Genomic DNA, 24085 nt, shown 5'->3' on the forward strand with positions numbered 1-24085 from the left:
CCCGACCCGGATCGGGTCCACCCCGGGTCGGTGCGACAATGGCCAGCGTGAATTCGCTGGTCAACATCGCCGTGTTCGGAATCGTGGGCGCCATCATGATGGCGGCCCTCATCGGTCTGCTCCTCGTACTCCCGGGAAGGGATCGCGGGGCGACGCCCAGGGTGCGGGTGGCGTTCGGGGCCGCCTCGGTGGTGCTGCTGGTGGCGCTTCCGACGCTGACCGCGGCCAACACGCTGTCCGCCGGGGCCGGCTTCTGGACGGCGTTCGCCGCGGCCAGCTGCGTCGTGGCCGTCGTGTACGCGGTGAACGTGGGCATGCTGCCGATGCTGGCCCGCCGCCAGGCCACGGCCGACAACCAGTCCGCCCTCGCCTCACTGCGGCCCTCCCTGCCCGTCCTGGCCGTGGGTCTGCTCTTCTGCCTGGCCCTGGGACTGGTGGGCGCGTCCGTGGCCGTCCTCGTCGTCTGATTCCCCGTCCATCACGCCCCGTGCCCCTCCGGCGCGGGGCGTTTTCCGTGTCCCTGCCCTCCTGCGGAGCGCACCAGCGGGATCACCCCGGCCAGCGCGTCCCGGTAGGGCGCCTTCGGGGCGCTGGCCGGGGAAGAAGTCCCGGAGCGACGACGAGGGGGCGCACCCCCGGTACGCCCCCGTACGGATCCGGTCCGCGCCGTCGAGAACGGCGGGCCGAAACGCCGCCCTACCCGTTCGGCCCGGCCTGGTCACCAGAGGGCCGCTCGGTCCGCTCCGGCGCCTCCAGGGTCGCGTTGCCCGAGGCCGGGCCCGGACCGCGCGAGCGCCGGTCGAGCTCGGCCAGATAGGCGTTGTAGGCGTCCATGTCGGCGTCGTCGGAACCGCCGCGGCGGCTGTGCCGTTCGCGGTGGCGCTCCTGCTTCTCGTCGTCGCGCGACCACTGCCGGACCAGCGCGATCATGACCAGCACGGTGGGGATCTCGCCCAGCGCCCAGGCCACGCCGCCGCCCGTGTACTGGTCCTCGGCCTGTCCCTCCAGCCACGGCACGTCGAACTGGCCGTAGAAGTCCATCGCCAGCGGAGCCGTCTGCATCATGATCGTGATGCCGAAGAAGGCGTGGAAGCCCATCGCCACCAGCAGCAGCAGGAGCCGCAGCAGGAAGGGCACCTTCCTCGGAGCCGGGTCCACCCCCACGATGATCCAGTAGAAGAGGAAGCCCACGAGGAGGAAGTGCACGCTCATGAACATGTGGCCCAGGTGGTCGTTCATCAGCGTGGCGAAAAGCGGGGTGAAGTACAGCGCGTAGGGGCTGAACACGAACAGCGGGGCGGCGACCGCCGGATGCGTCACCACCTTGGAGTAGCGGCTGTTCAGGAACAGGTTCAGCCACTCGCGCGGCCCCCTGTCCCCTCGCCGGGCCGCGGGCCGGAGCGCGCGCAGGGCCAGGGTGATCGGCGCGCCCAGCACCAGCAGGATCGGGGTGAGCATCGACAGCACCATGTGCTGGATCATGTGCGTCGAGAACAGCACCATCGAGTAGGTCGCGAACCCGCTCAGCTGCATGGCGACGATCGTCAGCAGGCCCGCCGCGAAAGCCACGGTGCGCCCGACGGGCCAGGCGTCGCCCCGGCGCAGCAGCCGTGCCACACCGGCCGCGTACAGCCCGCCACCGATCACCACGACCATGATGAAGAACAGGTCCGGGCGCCACAGCGTGAGCAGGGTCCCGGCGCTCATGGGCGGCGGGACGGGGAAGCCGAGGATGACGGTGGCCGGGTCGACGGTGCTCTCGAGCGGCGGGGGCGGCGCGGTGCGCCCCAGTCCGACGGACACGCCGATGACGGTGGCCATGATGAGCACCTCGACCAGCGCCACGCGCAGGAACAGCGGGCGCCGGAAGACCTCGCCCGCCGTGCCCTGCGGCGCGCCGTCGAGGCGCTTGAGGGCGAACTCGCGGTGCATGTAGCCGAAGGCGCCCAGGACCGCGAACAGGATGATCTTGATCAGGATGATCAGCCCGTACTCGGTGAGGATCAGGTCCTCAAGGGAGTACAGGCGCGCCAACGCGCTGGCCGCGCCGCTGACGGCCACGCCGACGTAGGCCCACAGGGCCAGGCGGCTGAAGCGGTTGGCGGCCACCGACGGGTCCTGCGCGTCCCGGCGCACCGCGTGGTAGGTGACGGCGACCAGGCCGCCCACCCACATGCTGATGGAGATGACGTGCATGGCCAGACCGGTCACGGCCAGCTCGTGCGCTCCGGAGGAGGCCGAGTGGCCGGTCAGCGCCGGAGGTGTGATGGCGACCAGCGCTAGGACGAGTAGCCACAGGCCGCCGGTGGCGCTGGTGGCCGTGCGGCCGAACAGGGCGATGCCGGTCGTGAGCAGGATGACGAACATCAGCGCGACGCCGCCGGAGACCGACCCCGCGTAGGCGGTGACCTCGTCGACGGTGACCTGGCCGGCGGTCTTGGCCAGGAACTCCGAGGCCTGGAAGTACAGGGCGAACACGGCGGCGACGGCCCAGGCCAGGGCCGCCCAGGTGGCGCCGAGCACGTAGCCGACCGCCTGCCGGGACAGCCTGCCCTTGTGGGAGGGCAGCAGGACCGCCGCGAGCAGCAGCAAGCCGGTCGTCACGACCGCGGCGGCGTCCATGGCGACCTTGGCCAGCGGCATGCCCCAGCGGACGGCCTCACCGGCGTCGGGCAGGCCCGGGATGACCTCGGGGAAGGCCGCGCCGCCGAGAATGAGTGTCAGGCTCAGACCGATCAGGCACAGGGCCGCGGCGGTCGCGGCGAAGAGGGGAACGCGCCCCGTACCCGGAGCGTCGTCATGGTGTTCCTGGAGGGGGGATTTCGGGTTCAGTGCGGGAGGAGCCACGCGCCACTCCGTCGTCGGTCTCGTTTCGATGGCTGGTCAGCGCCCTTGGCCGTGTGACCACCTCGCTACTGTCCGGATACTTCCGGCAGGGGCAGCGCACGGAGGAACACCTGGACCAAGGTTAAACCGTTTACTACACAGTGTCGGACTTGGGTGACGTCAGGGCTCCCCCGTGGACGTCACCGGTCACGCGGCGTTTCCGGGAGGATGTCGCGTTTTCCCCTTGCGGAGGGGACCTTCGCGATACGCTCAGGTCCTGTCGGAGCGACGGTTCTCCCGCTTCCCCGCCGTTCGACGCCCCGCCGTGCCACGGCCCCTCCCCGTGGCTCCTCACAGCACACCCTCTCGTCGCGAGCGTAGTGAAGGGGACGGCGATGACCGTGTTCGACAGTGTGGTCAGGTCCAGGCGCGTGGTCGCCGCCGACGGGGTCGGGCCCGCCTCCGTCGGAGTGCGCGACGGCCGGATCGAGGCGGTGGACGCCTACGGCGCGGACATGCCCGCGCGCGAGGTGACCGACCTGGGCGATGTGGCGCTGCTGCCCGGAGCCGTCGACGTGGGCGTCGGCGTGCACGTGCCGGGACGGGATCTGTCCGAGTCCTACCGCTTGGTGGGCGCGGACGCCCTGCGCGGCGGGGTGACCTGCGTGGTGGCCTCACCCGCCCCGACAAGACCCGCCGTCACGTGCGCGGACACGCTCCAGGCCCACCAGCGCGCCGCGTTGGGCGCCCCGGTTTCGGTGCTGTTCCTGGGCGGGGTGACCCGGGGCACCGGCCCGCTCGACCTGGCCGACCTACAGGCGGCGGGCGCGGTGGCCTTCCACTGTTCCCTGTCGGACGGAGGCGCCCCGGACATGGCGGCGCTGAGCGACGCCCAGCTGCGCAAGTCGATGGCCGAGCTCGCGACGTTGGACAGCGTGCTGCTGGTACACGCCGAGGACGCCCGGGAGCTGGGGGCCCCTCCGGTGTCCGCGGAGCAGCGGCCGCCCCGGGCGGAGCGTCGCGGGCTGGAGCGAGTGATCGCGGCGGCCCGTGTGGTGGGCGCGCGTACGCACGTGTGCCCGTTCACGGCGGCCGAGTGCGCGGCGCTGCTGGCGGCGGCGGGGTCGATCGGGGTGGCGCTGTCCGCGCACACCTGCCCGCATTACCTGTGCCTGCCCTCGGAGACGCTGGCCCAGGAGTCGCCCGCGCACGCCTGTCGGCCACCGGTGCGCTCGGACGCCAACCGAAGGGCGCTGTGGAGCGCGCTCCTGGCGGAGGGTTCGGCGATCACCACGGTGGGGTCGGGGCACCTTCCGGCCCACGGCCTGTACACGCTGGAGTGGAGCCTGTCGGCGCTGTGGACGGCGGCGCACCGGCGCGGCCGCGGGTTGGCGGACTTGGCGCGGTGGACGGCCGGTGGCCCGGCCGAGCTGCTGGGGCTGGGTGACAAGGGGCGGATCGCGGAGGGCGTCGACGCCGACCTGGTCGCCTTCGACCCAGCCGCGCGGGTGGCGGTCCCGGTGGTGGATCCGAGCCCGTACGCGGGTAGGGAGCTGACAGGCCGTGTGGGACAGGTGTGGGTCTCGGGGCACAGAACCAGCCCGCGGGGCGGCCGCCGCGGTTCCCCGACCGGGTGACCCGTGAGCGGGTCAGGTCAGGGACGCTTCGGCCCGAACCGTGCACACCGGACGCGGGACCGTGTCACACGCCACACAGCCGCCTTACATGTTGTCAACAAGGTCGCTGACAGCCACGCATGTTGACGATGGCGGTGAAGTGCCTCCGCAGGTCACAGTGGGGGTATCAACGGAGATACCAGTAGGAGGAACCGTGCGCATCGGCGTACCCCGTGAGATCAAGAACCACGAGTACCGGGTGGCCATCACTCCCGCGGGGGTCCACGAACTGGTCAGCCGGGGCCACGAGGTGGTCGTCGAACGCGACGCGGGCCTCGGCTCCTCCATCCCCGACACCGAATACGAGTCGGCGGGCGCCCGCATCCTGGACAGCCCCGATGAGGTGTGGGCCGCGGGCGAGCTCATCCTGAAGGTCAAGGAGCCGATCCCGGCCGAGTACCACCGCATGCGTGAGGGGCAGACCCTCTTCACCTACCTGCACCTGGCCGCGTCGCGCGAGTGCACCGACGCGCTGCTGAAGCAGCGGGTGACCGGCATCGCCTACGAGACCGTGCAGCTGCCGGACGGCTCGCTGCCGTTGCTGGCGCCGATGTCGGAGGTCGCGGGCCGCCTGTCCACGCAGGTGGGGTCGGTGACCCTACAGCGTCCCAACGGCGGCCGCGGCGTGCTGATGGGCGGGGTGCCCGGGGTGCGCCCGGCTCGGGTGACCGTGGTCGGCGCGGGTGTGTCCGGTCTGAACGCGGCGCAGATCGCGGTGGGCATGGGCGCCGACGTGACCGTGCTGGACCTGAACGTGAACAAGCTGCGGCACGTGGACGCGCTCTACCAGGGCCGGGTCAGGACCGTGGTGTCCAACGCCCTGGAGCTGGAGCAGTCGGTACTGGAGTCCGACCTGGTGATCGGCGCGGTGCTGGTTCCGGGGGCCAAGGCGCCCAAACTCGTGTCGAACGAGCTGGTGTCCCGGATGCGCCCGGGCGCCGTGCTGGTGGACATCGCCATCGACCAGGGCGGCTGCTTCGAGGACTCGCGTCCCACCACGCACGCCGACCCCACGTTCCAGGTACACGACACGGTGTTCTACTGCGTGGCGAACATGCCGGGAGCGGTGCCCAACACCTCCACCCACGCGCTGACCAAGGACACCCTGCGCTACACGCTGGCGCTGGCGGAGAAGGGCTGGCGGCGGGCCCTGCGTGAGGACGAGTCGCTGGCCGGGGGCCTGAACACCTTCGACGGCGACGTGGTGTCGGCACCGGTCGCCGAGGCGCACGGGCTCAAGCACCGCACGTTGGACGAGGTACTGGCCACTGGCTGAGGCAGCGGATTCCACGTCGGGGGCCGGTCGCGGGGGGGGCGACCGGCCCCCGACGTGTCCGGGCGCGCATGGCCGCCACGAACCCACCGACGCCGGACAGGCCCTGCCCGGCCTGTCCGTGCGCACCGACGCGCCCAGGAGCGGGAATCGGCCCGACCGTACGGGCGTCAGCGCGAGCCCGTTCAGCCCGCATCGGCCGTCCCAGCCCCTCCGCCCGTCCCGGTTCTCCCACACGCCTCGCCAAGCGGACCCGGCGGCCAAAGCCATGTGACCCATCGCACCCCCGAGCCTCGTTCTCTTCAGAAAGAGCCTGGATTCGCATAGGTTTCATGTTTCAGTTGCACTCGCAACATACACACTGGAACACCCGTTCGCCCAAAGAACAGCAGCACGGGAAAGTGACGGAGCAAAAAACCATATCAACCCTGAGAATCACTTTTCGCTCATACACGCAGGCCGGACCGGCACTTCCCCTGCCACCATTTGCATGTCGGATTTTTCTGGTTCCGACACATATATCCTGATACTTTGCCAGGGAAATATTTCCCCGAAGCAAGGAACTGCTTTGCGCTCCCCCCGCAGACGCCTGTGTATTCCCCTCATGTCCGGCGCCCTGCTCATCACCGGACTCGCTCCCGCCGCCCGCGCCCAGAACGGGCAGGCCGCCCCGCCGCCCGCCGGCTCCGCGTCCGCCGTCGAGTTCGACGCGGCGTCCGGACGGGAACTGGTCACCGTTTCCGCAGAGGAAGTCGTCCGCGCCGAAGAACTCGGCAACGCGGACGCCGCCCCCTATGCCGCCGAACACGGGATCTCCCTGGAGGAAGCGGTCAAGAGGCTGCGGGTCCAGGAGGAGGCCGGCCCGGCTCTGGAGGACCTCTCCCGGAACCTCGGCGAGGACGATGCCGGAACCCGTATCGAGCACGAGCCCCGGTTCCGTGTCGTGGTCGGCACCGCAGGTGGCGCCGACGACGTCGAGTTGCCCGAGTCCCTGGCCGGTCTCGACGTGCCCGTCGATGTCGTCGAGCGCGAGCACAGCCTCACCGAGATCCACCGGGACCGGAAAGCCGTCGAAGCGGCTCTGGAATCCGAGGGGGTGGAGTTCGACTCCTACGGAAACGTGGTCGACAACAACGCCGTCATCGAGGTCCTCGGTGACGGCTCCGCCGCCGAGGACCTCGCCGAGGAGGCTGCTCCCCTCGCGCTCGGCGGCTCCTCCACACTCGTCGTCCGCAGGGTCGACGAACTGGCTCGGACCGAGGCCGGAGGCCTGGCCCTGACCACGTGCACGGCGGGCTTCGTCGCGATCCGGAGCGGCACCCGGCTGCTGTCCACAGCGGCCCACTGCCCCAACGCCCAGAGCCTGACCACCTCAGGGATCAGGCTGAACTACGTGACCGGCACCATGCGCAATTCCTACGATGCCCAGGTCCACTCCGCCCCGGGCGTGAATCTGCGCAACCGTATCTACACCGGAACCGGTAGCACGAACTACCGCGATATCACGTCCCGGCGCTCGCGTGCTGGTATTTCCATCGGAGACTACGTGTGCAAACGCGGGAATACCACGCGGTACGGCTGCTCATACGTAGCGACCAAGACAGCGAGGTCGAGCGCGATCCCGTCGCCGTACTCGACGCTGATCGGCGTGCAGTCGCACATTACCGACGGCGGTGACAGCGGTGGACCCTGGTTCAACGGCAATACCGCTATCGGTATCCACCACGGACGCGTGGGTTCCATGTCCGTGTTCATGTCAGTGAGCTATCTGGGTGGTGCAACGGGTGCTTCGATCGCCAAGAGCTGACCGTAGGAGAACACATCCCGGGGTGCTCGCGGCCGCCGCGGTGTCCCTGCTCGCTCCGGGCTGTTCCGGTTCGACGGACGGCGGGCTGGAGGTCCTCTCCGCCAATGCCGGTGCCGACGAGGGCCACGGCGAGGCACAGCTCGCTGGAACGCTGTCGGGGACGGTCGCCGAGGAGCTGGCCTGCTTCCTCGTCGCCTCCGGGGACGGCGGCGAGTACCTGGTCTCCTGGCCCGAGGGGTACTCGGCCGTGGAGGGACCGCTGCGGCTGCTCGACGAGAGCGGCGAGACCGTCGCAACCGACGGTGACCACGTCGTCCTCGTCGGCGGTACGGGTCCGGATGAGGAACCCGCCATCGGGTGCGGCGGTGTCAGCGCGCCTGAGTGGCGCGCCGGGGGTGTCGTCTCCTCCGGGTGAGGGCTGCGGGGGCCGTCGTGCTCGATGAGTGCGTCGGCCCCGTGGCCGCGGTCCCGCACAGGATGGAGCCCGGCTTCGTCCTTCAGCTCCTGCCGGCGGAGGGCGTCACGCCGCTGGCCCGAGCCCACCGCGGCCGCGCCCAGCGGATCCCCCTCCCTCTGAACGCACACGGCCCGGTCGCGACCGGGCCGGCCAGGTGGCGTGGACCGCACCGCTCGGGCTGGTTGCGCAGGTCGACCGGGGGTACCGTCGAGAGGAAAGCCCGTGTCCGGCCCGGGGGCCGGACGACCGGCGGGAAGACGAGCACCGAGGTGGGACAGCGTGGCACACACCGGCTCGGCGACCGCGATCCGGATCGTCGAACTCGAGTTGATCCGGCTCCGGCCCCAGGCGGGCGGGCGAAGCGCCTGCGCCGGGGCCCCCGTACTGGTCCGGTTGTCCGACGGCGAGGGCGTCAGCGGTTGGGGAGAGCTACCGCGCGCGACCGGGGACCAGTGGGAGGCGCTGGTCTCGGCCTTCGCGCCCGCCCTGCTGCGCCACTCCTGGACACGGCCCACCGAGGCCGGTGGCGCATGGGCGGACCTGCCCTGGGACCCGGCCGTGGCCAGCGCCCTGGACACCGCCTGCTGGGACCTGTGGAGCCGCCAGCGCGGCACTCCGCTCTCGCACGCCCTGGGCGGTGAGCGCACCGCGCTCACGGCGGGGGCGACCCTGCCCCGGCAGGTGGCCGTGGAGTCGGTGGTCACCGAGGTCAACCGGCAGGTCGGAGCGGGTTTCAAACGGATTCGGCTGGAGGTCGAACCGGGCTGGGACGCCGACGTGGTGCGCGCGGTACGGAGCAGCTTTCCGTTCCTCGCCCTACAGGTGGACGCGGGCGGACGGTACACCGAGTCCCCCGCCGACCTGGACTCACTGCGTGTTCTGGACAGTCTGGACCTGCTGGCGATCGAGGACCCCTTCGACCCGGATGACCTGGCCGCGCACACACGCCTGGCCTCGGAGCTGCGCACCCCCGTGGCGCTGGGGCGGGCGCTGGGCTCGGTGGAGGACCTCACCGAGGCGATCCGCGCCGAGGCCGGTGGCGCGGTGAACGTGGACCTGACCCGGCTGGGCGGCCTGACCCCGGCCCGCCGCGCGGTGGACCGCGCCGTGGACGCCGGCTGGCAGGTCTGGTGCGGTTCGTCCGCGGTGACGGGGGTCGGCCGCGCCGCCGCGGTCGCGCTGGCGTCCCTGTCGGGGGCGTCCCTTCCGGTGGAGATGCCCAGTGCCGGGAGCCGCGGGCGCGATCTGGTGCTTCCGCCGGTGCGCGCGCACGACGGGGTGGTACCGGTCCCGCTGACGGAGAGCGGCTTGGGGCACGGGGTGGACCGCACCTCGGTGGCCGGGCGCACCGCACGGGCCCTGGTGGTGGACGCCGACGGCCCGCGCGAGGCCCGCGTCGAGCGCGGACGCGGCGGCGGGGCCCACCGGAGCCGGGGCCGATGATCCTCGGGGTCCTTCCGGGCGGGTTCCCCCTCTCCTCCTAACCGAACAGCGTTAGGTAGAGTTGCGGCACCGTCCGGCCCCCGACCCCGGACCCGATGACCGTGGAGGCGTGGTGCGCGTATTTGCCGACATCAACGAGGTAGTCGCATCCCAGGGCGAACACCTGGGCTACACCGACTGGGTGAACATCGACCAGGACCGGATCTCCCTCTTCGCCGACGCGACCGAGGACCACCAGTGGATCCACATCGACGAGGAGAAAGCGGCGGCGGGCCCCTTCGGCGGCACCATCGCGCACGGGTTCCTGACCCTGTCGATGCTGGCCCACTTCTCCCAGTCGTCCATCTCGCTCACCAAGAAGCCCAGCATGTCCATCAACTACGGGCTCAACAAGGTGCGCTTCCTCCAGCCGGTCCCCTCCGGCTCACGCATCCGTGACGGCATCGAACTCAGTTCGGTGAAGGAGAACTCCAGGGGCTACCTGGTGACCACGACCCACACCGTGGAGATCGAGGACCACGAGCGCCCCGCCCTGGTCGCCGAGTCGCTCGGCCTCTGGGTCCCCTAAGGAGTGGGGTTTTCTGGAGGCCCTTCCCGGTCCTGGGGCCGGGAAGGGCCTCCAGGAGCCCCCGCCCCGCTCAGCGGGCGATCTTGCGCAGCGCGCGGCGAAGCAGGTCCGGAGTGAACCAGCGCAGTTTGCGCTCGGCCCGTTCCGCGCGGCGCCGCAGCCTCCTGGCCTCGCTCTCCGCGCGCTCCAGGCGGCGGCGCAGACGGTCCGTGCCCTCGGCGGCGCCGACCTCCTTCTCCACCGTGGCGGAGGAGGGTGCCTCGAAGATCCTTTCCCAACCCGTCCAGTGGATGCCGCAGACCTGCTCCACCAGCCGGTCGCGTCCCTCACCGTCCGTCTCGGGCGCGAGGTGGCGAGCCCTGGCGTAGGCGGCGGTGCGCTCCAGCCGCAGTGCCCCCTCCCCCTGTGCGGCCCCGGGCGGAAGCGAGCACAGCAGCCCCGCACCCGTCCGCTCAGCTGTCCGTACGAGCTCGCCGAGGGCGTCGGGGACCAGCCGGGCCCCGACGGGCACCGTCAGCAGGAAGGGTGTCCGGGGATCGTGCTCCGGTCCGGACTCGGTGAACCGCACCCGGGAATCGCCGCGGAAGAGCTCTCCGGCCAGCCGCAGGTCCAGCCCCTCCTCCTCCAGCAGGGGTCTGCGCCCCTCCCCGAGCGCGTCCCACGGGCCGCGCAGCCACAGCCGGATGTCGGGAGTGGTTCCGGACAGCAGCGCGGAGACGGTGGCGTCCACGTCCTCCAGGCCGGCACCATCCACGTCCACCACCACTTCCAGCAGCGGCACCTCCCACTGCTGTGCCGGGCGCTGGCGACGCAGGTGGAAGGAGGGCACGCGGTTGGCCACGTACGGCATCCTGAAGCGGGCCCCCTCCTCGCGCTGGGACTGCATCTGGGAACGGCCCAGGTGCCAGCTGCTGGTGTCCAGGTCCGGGACGAACAGAGCACCCTGCTGGGCCGCGCGATAGCCGAACTCGCTGTCACCCCCGAGTACGAGCCCGGTGTCCATACCCCCGGCCCCGTCGAACAGCGCACGGTGCAGGGAGCCGGTGGCGCCGACGAAGACCCTGTGCGCCTTGTGGTGGGCGGCGCGCAGCTGGTCGCTCCTGTCGATCTGGCGCTCCACCCAGTGCGGGTCCGCGCTATCCCGGTCGAACAGTTCGGCGGCCCTGCCCGCGCGCACCTGCTCGGCCACGTATCCGGGATTCATCGTCTCGGGGTCGAAGTCCACGAACATCTTGTGCCCCATGACCACCGCGTAGTCGATCAGGTGGTGCCAGCGCATCTGCGACTCCACGTGCTCGCGGTAGACCAGCATGTCCGCGTCCAGACGCAGCACCACCTGCCCGGAGGAGTCCGCCACACCCGTGTTGACGGCGTGCCCCGAGCCCCAGTCTCCGGGTGCGGAGGTGATCAGCCGGGTGTTCTCCGGACGCACCGGCGGCAGGGACAGCGGCTCGGGAGAGCCGTCGTCCACCACGACCACCTCCGTCAGGTGCGCGGGATAGCTCTGCCCCGCCAGGGAGGCCAGCACCATCGCCAGCTTTTCCGGAGCGCCGTGGGCGGGGATCACGACGCTGACCGACAGCGTCGGGGTCCACTCCCCCAGCGGAGGCGGCCGGAGCACCGAGTAGTCGTTGCGCCACAGCCGGGGTCCGGACCGGCCGCCGGCGTCCTGGGAAGCGGCGTCCGGAAGCCGCACTACCGCGTCCGTCCGCGCCGGGCGCTGTCCTGGTGCCAGGCCCGGCCCGGAAGCGTTGTCTGAGGTGGTCAACGGTGTCCTCCCGTGTACTCGGTCACTGACTGCCCCAGGGGTTCGGGTGCCCCCTCCATCAGGGCGCTGGGACGCCAGCCGGACCACTGCCTGGTGCTCTTGCGCATGAAGTAGCCCGGATCCTCGTTCCAGGTGTGGCCCTCGGCCGCGCGACGCAGCATGTAACCCAGCCCGTGGGCGCGATAGACGCGCCCGCCGTTGCGTCGTACGGCCAGGAGGAGCTGGCTGTCGATCGCCCGCGGCAGGGGGCGGAAGCCGCCGACCTCCTCCAGCACCGAGCGGTCGGTGAGGATGGTCCCTCCCGCGACGTGGGGTGAGGGGATCTCCGAGCGGTAGCTCCTCCACACGGTCAGGTCCAGTTCCTGGAGAAAGGCGTAGTCGGTGTTGCTTCCCACCAGGTCGGCACCGGAATAGGTGCGCGCCAGCATCAGGTCGGCCAGGTGTTCGGGCCCGTACCAGTCGTCGTCGTCCCACTTGGCGACGACCGAGCCCGAGGCACGGTCGACGGCATCGTTGAGTACGGCTCCGAACACCCGGTCGGCGGGGGCCTCGTACACGATGGCCCGCGCACCCGTGGCGGCGAACTCGGCGATGGCCGAGCCCACCTCTGGCAGGTCGGCGGAGAACCCGTGCAGGGTCAGCACCACCTCGAAACGCACGTGGCGCTGGCGGGCGATCTGGGCGAGCGCGAACCCCACCATCTCGGGACGGCGAGTGCACAGGACCACCGAGACCAAGGGCTCGGGCGGCAGCGGAATCCCGGACCGCTCGGCCAGAGAGCGCCAGCGGGTGAGCTGGCCGTGGGTCCGAAGCGCGGCGCGGCGCAGCCGGACGCTGTGCTCCTCGCGGACGAGCGGGTCGCGCAGCGCCTCCTCCCCCACCTCGGTCAACAGGCCGGTCAGGGACTGACCGAGCCCAGCCGCCCAGGCGGGGACCGGTCCGCTCACCAGGGGCACGCCCCCGGCCGCGAGGGAGGCCACCGCACGCACCGCGGCCGCGGGACCGCTGTGCCCGGACCAGTCCACCCGGACACCGCGCAGGTACCGGGCCCGGCTGATGTCCAGGTCGGTGACCGTACCGTTGTCGGGGATCGTGGCCAGGACCTTCTTCCCGTCGCGGATGACCGCGTGTGGGCCGTGGACCGTGAGGTCCCCCATGGGCCCCTCGGACTTCCGGACGAAGCCGCAGGGGTTGACGACGCGCTCGTCCAGGGGGGCGACCAGCTCCGACGGTTCCGTCTCCAGTACACGCAGCGAACCGCCGACCGCCTCCAGCGGGTCGCGATCGCCCTCCGAACGGGTCAGCCTCTCCCAGGACCCGGCACCGGTGGTCTCCAGGTCCAGGTGGGGAACGGTCTCGTCCTCCCAGCCGGGCAGCGACTCCCCGGTGCGCACGACCAGGTCGACGGCTGGTGTGACCCGGCGCAGCGGAACGGGGCCGGTGGCGTCCAGCCCCGAGACCGAGGCGTCCCCGGAGCGCCACAGAGCGCCCTCGGAGCCGTGCAGCCCTCCCAGGGGAACGGGCTTGGGGCCGTGCCTGCGGCCGCCTGTTCCGTGCAGGACGCTGCTCAGGGCCGACGCGGTCTCAGTACCGGCGGGGAAGAACAACTCGCATACCCAGCCGCGTTTGCCCGCACGTCTTACCCGCAGCTCTTGCAGACCGCGCCATTCGTCGATACCGGGCGGGGCGGGCACCAAGGGCCCCTGGTGGCCGGGCGTGTCGACCACGGCCACGACCAGGTGCACGGCGGGCGGCAGGTGGACCGCGGTGGTGAGGGAGCGGCGGAGGTCGGTGAGGCTGGCCGCCACGACCGCCAGCAGCCCGGCTTCCTCGTGCCTGCCCGGCCCGCCCGCGTTCGTGATCTGGATCGGTTCGCCCATGGGACAGGTGTCCAGATCGACGAGCCGGTCACGGGCTTTGAGCCGGAGTTTGCCGAGATAGGCGCAACCCCGGCTGTGGAACCCGATGTGGCACAGCACCGCAGGCTCGTTTCCGCGTGTGCGCAGGCCCTGACGGAGTACGGAGGTGATCATCGGGCGACCTCGGTGGTGTGGGAGGTGGAGCCGCGACCCGTCGGGGCGCGCACCAGTTCCGAGAACCCAGAGTAATCATATGGCGACAGGTGGCACCCGACCGCGGCGGCGTGTCGCGAACAGCCGACACACCGCCGCCCTCCGCCTGTTCCTCCTGCTCCGGCCGCGGCGTCCTCAGAAGCGGGTCAGCGGGCCAGCTTCCGCAGCGCCCTGCGGGTCAGCCCGGGGGTGAACCAACGCAGTTTGCGTTCGGCCCGCTTGGCACGCGCCCGCAACCGCTCCACCTCGGAGAGCGCGTGGTCGAGCTTGCGCCGCAGCGCCTCGGGGGTCTCGGGCCTGGCCTGCCCCTCCTCCTGCGGGACCGCGAAGTCCGTCCCGGGCGTCCAGTGGGTGCCGTAGGCCTCCTCCACACCGCGGTCCAGCTCCTCGGCCGCGGCGCCCGGCCACAGCCGGCGGGCCCTGGCGTAGGCGGAGACCCGCTCCAGGCGCAGAACACCGTCTCCCCGGGTGGCGCCGGGCAGCGGTGCGCACAGCAGCCCCGCCTTGTTCTTGTTGGCCGCCTCCATCAGCTCGGCGGCCGTCTGGCCCCGCAGCGCCACCCCGGCGGGCACGCGCAGCATGAAGGGCACACGCGTGTCGTGCTCCGGCACCTCCTCCGCCAGGCGCACCCGGGGATCGCCCCGGAAGGTCTCCCGGACCAGCCGCAGGTCGAGCCGCTCCTCGTCCAGCGGGGAACGGCGTTCCTCCCCCAGTTCGCTCCAGGGGCCGACCAGCCACAGCCGGATGTCGGGGGTGGTGCCGGACAGCAGCGCGGAGGCGGTGGCGTCCACGTCCTCCAGGCCGGCACCATCCACGTCCATCACCACGTCGACCAGCGGCACCTCCCACAGCCGGTCCGGGCGCTTGCGGCGCAGTCGGAAGTCGGGCACCCGGTTGGACACGTACGGGGACCGGTACCGCATACCCGCGTCGCGACGTGTCTGCATCTGGGAGCGGCCCAGGTGCCAACTGCTGGTGTCCAGGTCCGGAACGAACAGAGCACCCTGCTGGGAGACCCGGTAGGCGAACTCGGTGTCACCGCCCAGGACGAGGGTTCCGTCCAGGCCGCCGGCGGCGTCGAACAGCGTGCGGTGCAGGGAACCGGTGGCACCGATGAAGACCTTGTAGGCGAGGCGGTCGGCGGCACGCAGCACACCACTTCCGTCGATCACCCGTTCGACCCAGTGCGGGTCCGCGCTCTCCCGGTCGAACAGTTCGGCGGCGCGTCCTTCGCGGACCTCGGCGGCCACGTACTCCGGGGACATGGCCTGCGGGTCGAAGTCGACGAACATCTTGTGGCCCATGGCGACGCCGTAGTCGATCAGGTGGTGCCAGCGCATCTGCGACTCCACGTGCTCGCGGTAGACCAGCATGTCCGCGTCCAGACGCAGCACCACCTGCCCGGAGGAGACGGCCACACCGCAGTTCACCGCGTGCGCCGATCCCCATCCACCGGGTGCGGAGGTGATCAGCCGGGTGTTCTCCGGACGCACCGGCGGCAGGGACAGCGGCTCGGGAGAGCCGTCGTCCACCACGACCACCTCCGTCAGGTGCGCGGGATAGCTCTGCCCCGCCAGGGAGGCCAGCACCATCGCCAGCTTTTCCGGAGCGCCGTGGGCGGGGATCACGACGCTGACCGACAGCGTCGGGGTCCACTCCCCCAGCGGAGGCGGCCGGAGCACCGAGTAGTCGTTGCGCCTGGCTCGCGGCTGGTTCCGGTAGTCGGCCTCTCCCCGGGGAAGAACGGGCACGGACGCGGGTCCGCTGTCGTCGGCGTTCGGTTCCGGGTGTGTGTCCAGCGTGGTCAACGGTGTCCCCCCGTGGGCTCTGTGGCGGGCTGGCCGAGCGGCGAGGGCTCGCCTTCCAGCAGGGTGCTCGGACGCCAGCCGAACCACTGTTGGGTGTGGTCGTGCAGGAAGAAGGCCATGTCCTCGGACCAGGTATGTCCGCCGCCGGTTCGGCGGAGCACGTAACCGAGTCCGTGGGCGCGGTAGATACGTCCGCCGCCTCGGATGACGGCGATGAGGAGCTGGGTGTCGATGGCGCGGGGCAGCGGCCTGAAACCCCCGGTCTCCTCCAACACCACCCGGTCGGTGAGGATGGTGCCCCCGGCGATGAAGCGGCTGACTGCCTCGGACCTGCGGTTGCGCCAGACGGTCAGGTCCACCTCCTCGAGGTAGACGAAGTCCTGGCCGACGCCGACGAGCTCGCCGCCGGAGTACGTGCGCGCCAGCAGCAGGTCGGCCAGGTGTTCGGGTCCGTACCAGTCGTCGTCGTCCCACTTGGCGATCAGATCGCCGGAGGCCAGGGCCACCGATTCGTTGAGCACGGACCCGAAAACCTGGTCGGCATCGGCTTCGTGCACGGTCAGCGGCAGCCCTGTGCCCCCGAACTCCGCGACCGCGGAGCGCACCTCGGGCAGGTCCGACGGGAAGCCGTGGAGGGTCAGGACCACCTCGAGGTCCACGTCGCGCTGGCGGGCGATCTGGGCCAGGGCGAACCCCACCATCTCGGGCCGCCGTGTGCACAGGATCACCGTGACGGTCGGGGCGTGCGGCACCGGGACGCCCGTCTCCGCGGCCAGGGCCCGCCACCGGGAGCGCTGGCCATGGGTACGCAGGGCGGCACGGCGCAGGCGTACGCTGTACTCCTCACGGCGCAGCTGGTCGCGCAGGTCCTCGTCACCGGCGCTGGTGATCAGGTCCGTGAGCGTCGTGCCCAGCCCCGACGCCCATGAGGGCACCTCGCCGCTGAGCACGGGCACCCCGCCAGCGGCCAGCGACGCGACCGCGCGCACGGCGGCGCTGGGACCGGTGTGCCCGGACCAGTCCACCCTGATCCCGCGCAGGTGGCGCAGCCGCGACAGGTCGACATCGGTGACGGTGCCGTCGGCGGCGACGGTGACCAGTTCCTTGTCCCCGTCGCGGACGACGGCGTGGGCGCCGTGGACCGTCAGATCGGCCATGCGCCCGTTCTCGACCCTGGCGAACCCGATGGGATTGACCGTGGTCTCGTCGATGGGCGCGATGGCGTTGACCGGGTCGGCGCTCCGCGAGACGCCGCGGGCCCGGGCGTGTCCGCCGGTTCCGGCGATACGTTCCCAGGCGTCCGCGCCGGTGGCGGCGCGGTCCAAGACGGGAACGGCCGTGTCGGTCCACTCGGGCGGGGAGCCGTCGGCGGACACGCGCAGTGCCAGGTCGCCGACGGGAGTGACACGGCGCAGCGGGACCGGTCCGGCGGCGTCCACACCGCGGGAACGGGTGTCGCCGGACCGCCACAGGGGGGCCTCGGGGCCGTTCAGGACGGCCAGTGGGGCGGTGGCTGGACCCCGGCGCCGTCCCCGGGTGCCCTGCAAGACGGCGTCGAGGACCTCCGTGGTGTCGACGCCGTTGGGGAAGAACAGCTCGCACACCCAACCGCTCTTGTCCGCACGGCGCACCCGCGCTTCCTGGAGGTCGCGCCACTGGCCCATGCCCGGGGAGGCCGGCAGCGGAGGCTCCTGGTGTCCGGGGGTGCCGGCCAGGGCGACCAGGACGTGTACGGCCCGGGGCAGGTGCGTTGAGGTCGTGACGGCGCGGTGCAGGTCGGTGGGTGTGGCGGCCAGGACCGCGACGAGACCGGTCTCGGCCTCCCCGTCCCTGATCCAGGCTCCCGGGAGTTCCAGGGGCCGGCCCATGGGGTGGGCGTCCAGGTCCAGGAGGAGGTCGTCGGACCGTAACGGCAGCTCGGCCAGGGTGGAACGGGTGTCGGCGCCCGTGTGGCAGAGCACGGCGGTCTCGGTGCCACGGGCGCGCAGGGCGTGCCGCAAGGCGGTGGTGATCATCGGGTGACCTCGTGGTGTGTCGGTCGGACTCCGTGAGGGGCCCGTCGGGTGGTGCGGTGGGAGACCGTGAGAGATGTGGGAGACCGTGAGAGGTGTGGGAGACCGAAAGGTGTGGGAGACCGAAAGGTGTGGGACGCGGCGTTCGTTGGGGCGTGTCCCGCGGACACGCCCTAGAGGCCCTTGCGGCTGAAGACGTGGGCGCCCTTCTCCGCGGTCTCCTCCGTGCGGTGGAGTTCGGGATACTCGTCGAGCCAGCGGTCTCCGATGGCGCGCTCGTCGGCGCGCGCGGCGTCGTCCAGGACGATGACGACGTCCTCGGTGCAGCGCGGCAGCAGGACGGGCACGGCCGGGTAGCGGGCCTGTGTACCGGTGGCCTTGGGCGGTCCGTCGACGAACACCAGGCCGATGTCCACCAGGTCGTCGAAGACGGAGGCGTCGTACCAGCGGTCGGCCGTCGAACGCTTCTGGCCGTCGACGACGACCGTGGTGCTCGCGGTCTCGACCAGCGGAGCGTGGCGGACCTCGACGATGTCGTCGAGCCCGTGCGCGGTGACCAGATCCCGGCTGAGCTCGGCGTAACGGGCGTCGTGCTCGATCGCGACGAGCCTGCCGCCGCCCGCACGGCGCAGTGCGTAGCCGATCCAGACGCTGGATGCGCCGCTGCCGCACTCCACGACCAGCTCCGGGCCCGAACGGTCGATGTGGCGGACCAGGACTCTGAGCACGTCGGGGGAGGCCGCCCATCCGCGCAGGGGCGGCATGAAGGCGGAGGTGCTGAGGTGCTCGCGCAGCTCGGTCCAGGCGACCTGCTGCTCGTAGTCGTCGCGGCCCTGCACGGCGACCGCGTTCCTGATCTCGCGGCTCATCTTGGGGAGCGTGTGCTCCTGCATGCGGGCGAAGCGTTCGCTGACGCCGTCCAGGGTGCGGGCGGCCTCCAGCCGGTCGTGGCCGAGCGTCTCGGTGATCCTGCGGCTGTGGGTGTCCATCGCCGTGGCCACCCTCCTGGACAGGGCGCCCACGCGGCGGGACAGCAGCAGCGTGCCCGCTCCGAGCGCACCCACCGCCGCGCCGAGCAGACCGAGGACGGTGACGGTGAACACATCCACCCAGTCGATCAGGCCGACCAGCCCCAGCGCTGAAGGAACACAGAGCACGGCGGCACCGACCACCGCGCCGGTGACCAGGAGAGGACGGAGACGGCTGCGAAGTGACCGCATGGACGGATACCTCCACGGGAGTGCCTGACACGGCGCCGCCGAACGCGGGCCGCGGGGGACGAGAGGGGAAGGGGCCGGTTTCCCCGTGTCGAACTGCCGGTTCGCCACCCCCTCCAGGGACGGTCCCGACGGTCCGATTAAACACTTCTGACCTTAACGCCTCGGAGAAATGACGGATGCTTCACGGCGGGAATCGAAACCGGGAGTACATGCAATTCTCCTGTTGTTCATCCGTTCCTCATGAATTTCTCATTCCAGCGCATCCGGTGTTTTTCTCCCGCCCCGTGGCGTCCTCACCACCCCACGGCCCCGCGCAGGGCCTCGTCCATGACGGGCGCGAGGGTCGCGGCGTAGGTCGCCGTCATGTGGGAGTGGTCCCAGAACACGAGCACGTTGCCGACGACGGCGTCACAGCTGCCCTCCGGGCACACGTGCTCGGTGAGGTCCAGCAGGGTGACGTTGTCAGGGAACTCGTCGGCCAGCGCCGCTGCCGGGTCATGGTCCTCGTGGGCGTAGGAGGTGGGCGTCGTGCACTCGTCGGCGCGCCGCCGTTCCACGCACTCGGCTCCCTGGTAGGAGCGTCTGGGCAGGTCACGGATGCCGATCACGTCGATGCCCAGTCCGTCCAGCTGCCGCCAGCGCTCCGCGAAGCCCGGGGGGACCGTCTCGCCGTCCGGTATCGAGCGCGTGGAGGAGGTGACCACCGCGTCGGGCCGCTCACGTTCCAGGATCTCCATGGCCTCGGTGTTCCACTCCTGGCACTCGGTGAACACCCCGCCCTCCTGGTAGGGCGTGTCGGTGCTGAACTGGCAGCCGCTCTTGGTGAAGGACAGCAGGTGCCACCCGTTGTCCTTCGCCACCGTTTCCAGCGCTGGGTACCAGTGCGCGACGCGCGAGGCCCCGACCAGGGCCAGGGTGTGCTCGGCGTCGGAGGGGCCGTTCTCGCAGACCTTCACCCGCGCCTCCTCCAGACTGACGTGGCACCCCCTGATGTGGTGTGTGGACAGGTCGTCGCGTGCGTCGGCCGGGGCGGGCATGATCGGCAGGCTGGCCAGGGACCCGGTGAGTTCGGGGTGGCTGATCACGAGCGAACCGGGGTAGTCGTCGAGATCGGCGACCTGTTCGGCTCGGAGCCGCTGTTCCTCGGCGATCCGTCCGGACCACAGCGCCGAGGTGACCAGCACGGGGACGAGCAGGGCGGCGGCCACCCCGAGCGACCAGGCCGGGGTCCGACGCCCTCGGGTCAGGCGTTCGGTGCCGCCCTCGACCACCCGGGATGTCGCCCAGGCCAGGGCCAGGGACAGGCCGAGCACCAGGGCACCGCCGGCGGGGCTGGCCAGGGACCGGTCCGTGATGTGGAGGTAGCAGACCAGGATCGGCCAGTGCCACAGGTAGAGGGGGTAGGAGAGGCTTCCCACGGCCACGAGTGGGCGCCAGGTGAGCAGGCGGTCCGCGCCGAAGCGGCTGCCGGTGTCCCCCGCGAGGATGACCATGGCCGCGGCGCCGGTCGGCCACAGGGCGACGTATCCGGGGAAGAGTGTGGAGACCTGTAGCAGGAGTCCGCAGCAGACGAGCGAGACCAGGCCGGCCCAGCCCAGGACCACGCGCAGCCGTGCGGGCAGGTCGATCCGGTGGATCGTCAGGGCGAGTGCCCCGCCCAGGGCCAGTTCCCACAGGCGGGCACCGGTGTCGAAGTAGGCCCAGGCCTGGTCCGCTCCGGTGATCCACACCGAGTAGGCCAGGGAGAGCGCGAACACGGCGGCGACCACGGCCAGGACGGCGCGGCGCGGCGTGAGTCGGGTACGGGCGGTGGCCAGTACGGTCAGAGCCAGCAGGAGCGGCCACAGCAGGTAGAACTGCCCCTGGACGGACAGGGACCAGAAGTGCTGGACGGGGCTGGGGGCGGCCTCTCGGGCCAGGTAGTCCACGGCGGCGTGGGCCAGCGCCCAGTTCTCGTGGTAGAGCGCGGCCGCGCGCACTTCGGCGATGGTGTCGGTCCAGCGAGAACTCGGCAGCCACAGATAGGTGGCGGCCAGGATCGCGGCGAGCACGACGGCGGCGGCCGGGGCGAGTCTGCGCGCGAGCTTGGTCCAGAAGGCCGCGAAGCCGATCCTGCCCTCGCGTTCCAGGGCACGGACCAGGGAACCGGTGATGAGGAATCCGGTGAGCAGGAGGAACACGTCCACGCCACCGGAGACACGGCCGAACCAGATGTGGTAGACGGCCACCAGGACGACGGCGACGGCACGCAGGCCCTCGATCTCGGGACGGAAGGCACCGCCACGGCCGGGGCGGGTCGAGGAGGCGGACGGTCCGTCCGGGGCCGCGGGGACGGGCGCCCCTGATATGGAGACAGGCATGAGTGGTTACGGCCTCGAAGAATAGGTTGTTTTCGCCGGGTTGGGCGAGGATCGGGTTTGGCTCTGGAATTAGGCGCTGCATTATCTCCGCCTTCGACGTCATCCAAGTGAATACTGGACGAACGTCCACCCAACAGTTCACCGACAGGCGAATGTCGATTTCTGGGTCAGGCGCGCAGACACCCTACGAGAAAGTGCGTCACATCCTGCCACACCACATGTATGAGGAGATTCCTCTACGAAGGTGATGATTGGAAGGAGGCGGACAGGGAAGTGCTGGAGGGGGCGGCGGGCACGGGTCCGTCCGCGAAAGCACGGTGCCCGCGGCGATGCGACCCGCACCGTCGGTAACCGCGGGGGCCCGGTGCCATGGTTCGACGGGGGTCGGTTTATTCCCGAACCAGAGTGTAAACAGCCTGGCATCGGGTGCGCGGTCGACTGACTGATAGCTTGCTGCCTAGCGATCCCATCGCTGGTGAACACGACGAATCGCGTCATTGGAAAGGTGCGTCAGAGATGTCTGCGCCGTACTCGCTCCCCGAACTGCCCTACGACTACGCGGCCCTGGAGCCGTGGATCTCGGGTCAGATCATGGAGCTGCACCACGACAAGCACCACGCGACCTACGTCTCCGGTGCCAACACGGCCCTGGAGAAGATGGCCGAGGCCCGCGAGACCGGCGAGTTCGGGACCATCCCGATGCTGGAGAAGAACCTCGCCTTCAACCTGGGCGGTCACGTCAACCACTCCATTTTCTGGAAGAACCTGTCCCCGGAGGGTGGTGACAAGCCCGAGGGCGAGCTGGGCGCCGCTATCGACGACCAGTTCGGCTCCTTCGACGCCTTCCGCGCGCACTTCACCTCCGTGGCCACCACGATCCAGGGCTCGGGCTGGGCGATCCTGGCCTGGGACGCGCTGGGTCAGCGCCTGGTCATCGAGCAGCTCTACGACCAGCAGGGCAACACCGCCCTCAGCTCCGTTCCGCTGCTGATGCTGGACATGTGGGAGCACGCCTTCTACCTCCAGTACAAGAACGTGAAGGCTGAGTACGCCAAGGCCTTCTGGAACGTGGTCAACTGGGCCGACGTCCAGGAGCGCTTCCAGAACGCCCGCGGGGTCCAGATCGGCTGACACCCGTAGCTCCCGTCCGGTGCGTCCGCCGGACACGGCGGAGGGCGGCACCACACGTGGTGCCGCCCTCGCCCGTGTCAGGGACCCGCCGGGTGCGTCCCCGCACGCCCGGACCGGGGTCGGGTATCGCAGGCCGGGCCCGGTCAGACCACCAGGCGTGCCGGGGCCTCGTCCACGGGCCCGTACCGGTTGAGTTCGCGCCAGGCCCGGGCCAGTCGCCAGACCAGTTCCTCCTGGGTGGCCCGGTCGTAGGCGAAGGGCAGGCGGAAGCACTCGGCGTGGCGGTCGTCGGTGGACGCCGACATGATGTCCCCCGGAACGAGTTCCACGTCGTGGGAGAGCGCGACCTGCACGTAGGCACGGGCGTCCACCCCGGGCAGGCGCACCCACAGGGCCGCCCCGCCCTCGGGGCGCTTCCACTCCCAGGAGGGCAGGGCCTCGCGCAGCAGCTCCTCCATGTGGTCGAGCGCCTCGCGCAGCAGGTCGGAGCGCTGCTGGGACAGCTCGTCGTAGCGCTCCAGCAGGCGCACGGTCACCGCCTGGTCGAGCAGAGGACTGGCCAGGTCGGCGAGGACCTTGCGGCGGCTCAGGCGCAGGGCCATCTCGGCGGGCGCGCGCAACCACCCCAGCCGGAGCCCGGCCCAGCCGATCTTGGACAGGGACTCCACGGTGATGACCTCGGCACCGCGCGGGGCGAACGCGGCCACCGGCGGAGGTTCGTCGGCGGCGCGCATGCCGGTGTAGGCGAAGTCCTCCAGGACGGGCACTCCGTGGCGCGCGGACAACTCGCCCAGCTCGCGGCGGCGCGCCACGGACATCATCACGCCGGTGGGGTTGTGGTAGGAGGGCATGGTGTAGACGAGGTGGGGCGCGTGCTCGGTCACGGCACCGCGCACGCCGGTCCCGTCGATGCCCTGGTCGTCGAGGGGAACGGGGATGAAGCTTGCGCCCCGATCGCTCATCAGGTCCAGGCAGCCCGCGAAGCTGGGATCCTCGACCACGACGGGCGAGCCCTTGCGCAGGTAGAGCTGCGCGACCAGGTTGACGGCCTGGTGCGCGCCGGTGGTGACCACGATCTGGTCGGGGCTGGTGGGCAGGCCACGGCTGCCGTAGTGGTCGGCGATGGCCTGGCGCAGCGCGGGCAGCCCGCTCGGGTGGTAGGAGCCCTCGGCCATGAGCGCGGGCAGGTCCTCGGCCACGACCCGGCGGATGGACTCCTCCACCGCGGGGAGCGCGGGGGTGCTCAGACAGGCGGTCGAGATGAGGCCCTCCTGCCGCTGGAAGAGGTTGCGGTACAAGGGGTTGCCGTTGCCGTTGGCGGACCAGCCGTCCGAGCGCACGGGCGCCACCCGGCTGCTGATACGGGTGCCGCTGCCCCGCCTGCTGTCGAGGATGCCGTCCGAGCGCAGTGAGTCGTAGGCGGAGACGACGGTGGTACGGCTCACCCTGAGAGCGGTGGCGAGCGCGCGCTCGGACGGCAGGCGCTCACCGGGGGCGAGGGTGCCCTGGTCGAGGAGCTCGCGCAGGGTGTCGGCTAGGCGCCGGTAGAGGGGGTCCTCGCCCCGGGACCAGGCGCCGAGGAGGTCCGCAAGTTCCGCGACGCTCCGAGAAGAGTCCATTTTTCCCTCCATTGGATCTATTGGGGCTACCCCCCGACATTCATA

General features: G+C 71.1%; 16 protein-coding genes. 8 read left to right on the plus strand and 8 right to left on the minus strand.

Translation table 11 applies throughout. The features are described 5' to 3' along the window. The first annotated feature begins 38 nt into the window (after window positions 1–38). A complete protein-coding gene (locus AC0T5L_RS06830; RefSeq protein ID WP_476164529.1) occupies window positions 39–467 on the plus strand; it encodes a hypothetical protein in 429 nt (142 codons plus the stop codon). 229 nt (window positions 468–696) lie between these two features. Here the strand turns inward: AC0T5L_RS06830 and AC0T5L_RS06835 are convergent, their stop codons facing one another. Then, a complete protein-coding gene (locus AC0T5L_RS06835; RefSeq protein WP_476164530.1) occupies window positions 697–2847 on the minus strand; it encodes a bifunctional copper resistance protein CopD/cytochrome c oxidase assembly protein in 2151 nt (716 codons plus the stop codon). Between the two features lie 374 nt (window positions 2848–3221). Here AC0T5L_RS06835 and AC0T5L_RS06840 point away from each other — a divergent pair, with 374 nt between their 5' ends. The 6 genes from AC0T5L_RS06840 to AC0T5L_RS06865 all read left to right on the plus strand — a co-directional run bounded on the left by AC0T5L_RS06840 (window position 3222) and on the right by AC0T5L_RS06865 (window position 10050). After that, window positions 3222–4463 (plus strand): amidohydrolase family protein, encoded by a 1242-nt coding sequence (locus AC0T5L_RS06840; protein WP_476164531.1) that lies wholly within the window; start codon window positions 3222–3224, stop codon window positions 4461–4463. A gap of 193 nt (window positions 4464–4656) precedes the next feature. Continuing rightward, a complete protein-coding gene (gene ald, locus AC0T5L_RS06845) occupies window positions 4657–5778 on the plus strand; it encodes an alanine dehydrogenase (protein WP_476164532.1) in 1122 nt (373 codons plus the stop codon). A 565-nt stretch (window positions 5779–6343) separates the two neighbouring features. Then, window positions 6344–7582, plus strand: coding sequence for a S1 family peptidase (locus tag AC0T5L_RS06850; RefSeq protein WP_476164533.1), 1239 nt, complete (start codon window positions 6344–6346; stop codon window positions 7580–7582). Between the two features lie 22 nt (window positions 7583–7604). Beyond that, a complete protein-coding gene (locus AC0T5L_RS06855) occupies window positions 7605–7997 on the plus strand; it encodes a hypothetical protein (RefSeq protein ID WP_476164534.1) in 393 nt (130 codons plus the stop codon). A gap of 321 nt (window positions 7998–8318) precedes the next feature. After that, window positions 8319–9482 (plus strand): enolase C-terminal domain-like protein, encoded by a 1164-nt coding sequence (locus AC0T5L_RS06860; RefSeq protein WP_476164535.1) that lies wholly within the window; start codon window positions 8319–8321, stop codon window positions 9480–9482. Window positions 9483–9594: 112 nt separating this feature from the next. Next, window positions 9595–10050, plus strand: coding sequence for a MaoC family dehydratase (locus AC0T5L_RS06865; RefSeq protein ID WP_476164674.1), 456 nt, complete (start codon window positions 9595–9597; stop codon window positions 10048–10050). Window positions 10051–10120: 70 nt separating this feature from the next. On the opposite strand, the gene AC0T5L_RS06870 is transcribed toward AC0T5L_RS06865, so the two are convergent. The 6 genes from AC0T5L_RS06870 to AC0T5L_RS06895 all read right to left on the minus strand — a co-directional run bounded on the left by AC0T5L_RS06870 (window position 10121) and on the right by AC0T5L_RS06895 (window position 21290). Beyond that, window positions 10121–11746, minus strand: a complete 1626-nt coding sequence (locus AC0T5L_RS06870; protein WP_476164536.1) for a glycosyltransferase family 2 protein — start codon at window positions 11744–11746, stop codon at window positions 10121–10123. A 68-nt stretch (window positions 11747–11814) separates the two neighbouring features. After that, window positions 11815–13851: a glycosyltransferase gene (locus AC0T5L_RS06875; RefSeq protein WP_476164537.1), complete on the minus strand. Its 2037-nt coding sequence runs from the start codon at window positions 13849–13851 to the stop codon at window positions 11815–11817. A gap of 185 nt (window positions 13852–14036) precedes the next feature. After that, on the minus strand, window positions 14037–15698 hold the full coding sequence (locus tag AC0T5L_RS06880) for a glycosyltransferase family 2 protein (protein WP_476164538.1): 1662 nt from the start codon (window positions 15696–15698) through the stop codon (window positions 14037–14039). Then, on the minus strand, window positions 15695–17713 hold the full coding sequence (locus tag AC0T5L_RS06885; protein ID WP_476164539.1) for a glycosyltransferase family 2 protein: 2019 nt from the start codon (window positions 17711–17713) through the stop codon (window positions 15695–15697). The genes AC0T5L_RS06880 and AC0T5L_RS06885 overlap by 4 nt, the downstream gene beginning before the upstream one ends. Before the next feature lie 170 nt (window positions 17714–17883). Beyond that, on the minus strand, window positions 17884–18930 hold the full coding sequence (locus AC0T5L_RS06890; protein ID WP_476164540.1) for a class I SAM-dependent methyltransferase: 1047 nt from the start codon (window positions 18928–18930) through the stop codon (window positions 17884–17886). 293 nt (window positions 18931–19223) lie between these two features. Then, complete coding sequence (locus tag AC0T5L_RS06895) at window positions 19224–21290, minus strand: acyltransferase family protein (protein ID WP_476164541.1); 2067 nt, start codon at window positions 21288–21290, stop codon at window positions 19224–19226. A gap of 516 nt (window positions 21291–21806) precedes the next feature. Between AC0T5L_RS06895 and AC0T5L_RS06900 the strand changes: the two genes are divergently transcribed. Beyond that, entirely contained in the window at window positions 21807–22421 is a 615-nt protein-coding gene (locus AC0T5L_RS06900; protein ID WP_476164542.1) for a superoxide dismutase, read from the plus strand. A 143-nt stretch (window positions 22422–22564) separates the two neighbouring features. On the opposite strand, the gene AC0T5L_RS06905 is transcribed toward AC0T5L_RS06900, so the two are convergent. Beyond that, window positions 22565–24040 carry an aminotransferase-like domain-containing protein gene (locus tag AC0T5L_RS06905; RefSeq protein ID WP_476164543.1) on the minus strand — a complete coding sequence of 492 codons (1476 nt, stop codon included), beginning with the start codon at window positions 24038–24040 and terminating at the stop codon, window positions 22565–22567. Window positions 24041–24085: the final 45 nt, after the last annotated feature.

It is taken from the genome of Nocardiopsis sp. TRM 82005, assembly GCF_056312425.1.

Coding starts and splice junctions, on each gene's coding strand:
- AC0T5L_RS06830 (WP_476164529.1), top strand. CDS start 39: ATGGCCAGCGTGAATTCGCTGGTCAACATCGCCGTGTTCGGAATCGTG.
- AC0T5L_RS06840 (WP_476164531.1), top strand. CDS start 3,222: ATGACCGTGTTCGACAGTGTGGTCAGGTCCAGGCGCGTGGTCGCCGCC.
- AC0T5L_RS06875 (WP_476164537.1), bottom strand. CDS start 13,851: ATGATCACCTCCGTACTCCGTCAGGGCCTGCGCACACGCGGAAACGAG.
- AC0T5L_RS06885 (WP_476164539.1), bottom strand. CDS start 17,713: ATGATCACCACCGCCTTGCGGCACGCCCTGCGCGCCCGTGGCACCGAG.
- AC0T5L_RS06890 (WP_476164540.1), bottom strand. CDS start 18,930: ATGCGGTCACTTCGCAGCCGTCTCCGTCCTCTCCTGGTCACCGGCGCG.
- AC0T5L_RS06895 (WP_476164541.1), bottom strand. CDS start 21,290: ATGCCTGTCTCCATATCAGGGGCGCCCGTCCCCGCGGCCCCGGACGGA.
- AC0T5L_RS06900 (WP_476164542.1), top strand. CDS start 21,807: ATGTCTGCGCCGTACTCGCTCCCCGAACTGCCCTACGACTACGCGGCC.
- AC0T5L_RS06905 (WP_476164543.1), bottom strand. CDS start 24,040: ATGGACTCTTCTCGGAGCGTCGCGGAACTTGCGGACCTCCTCGGCGCC.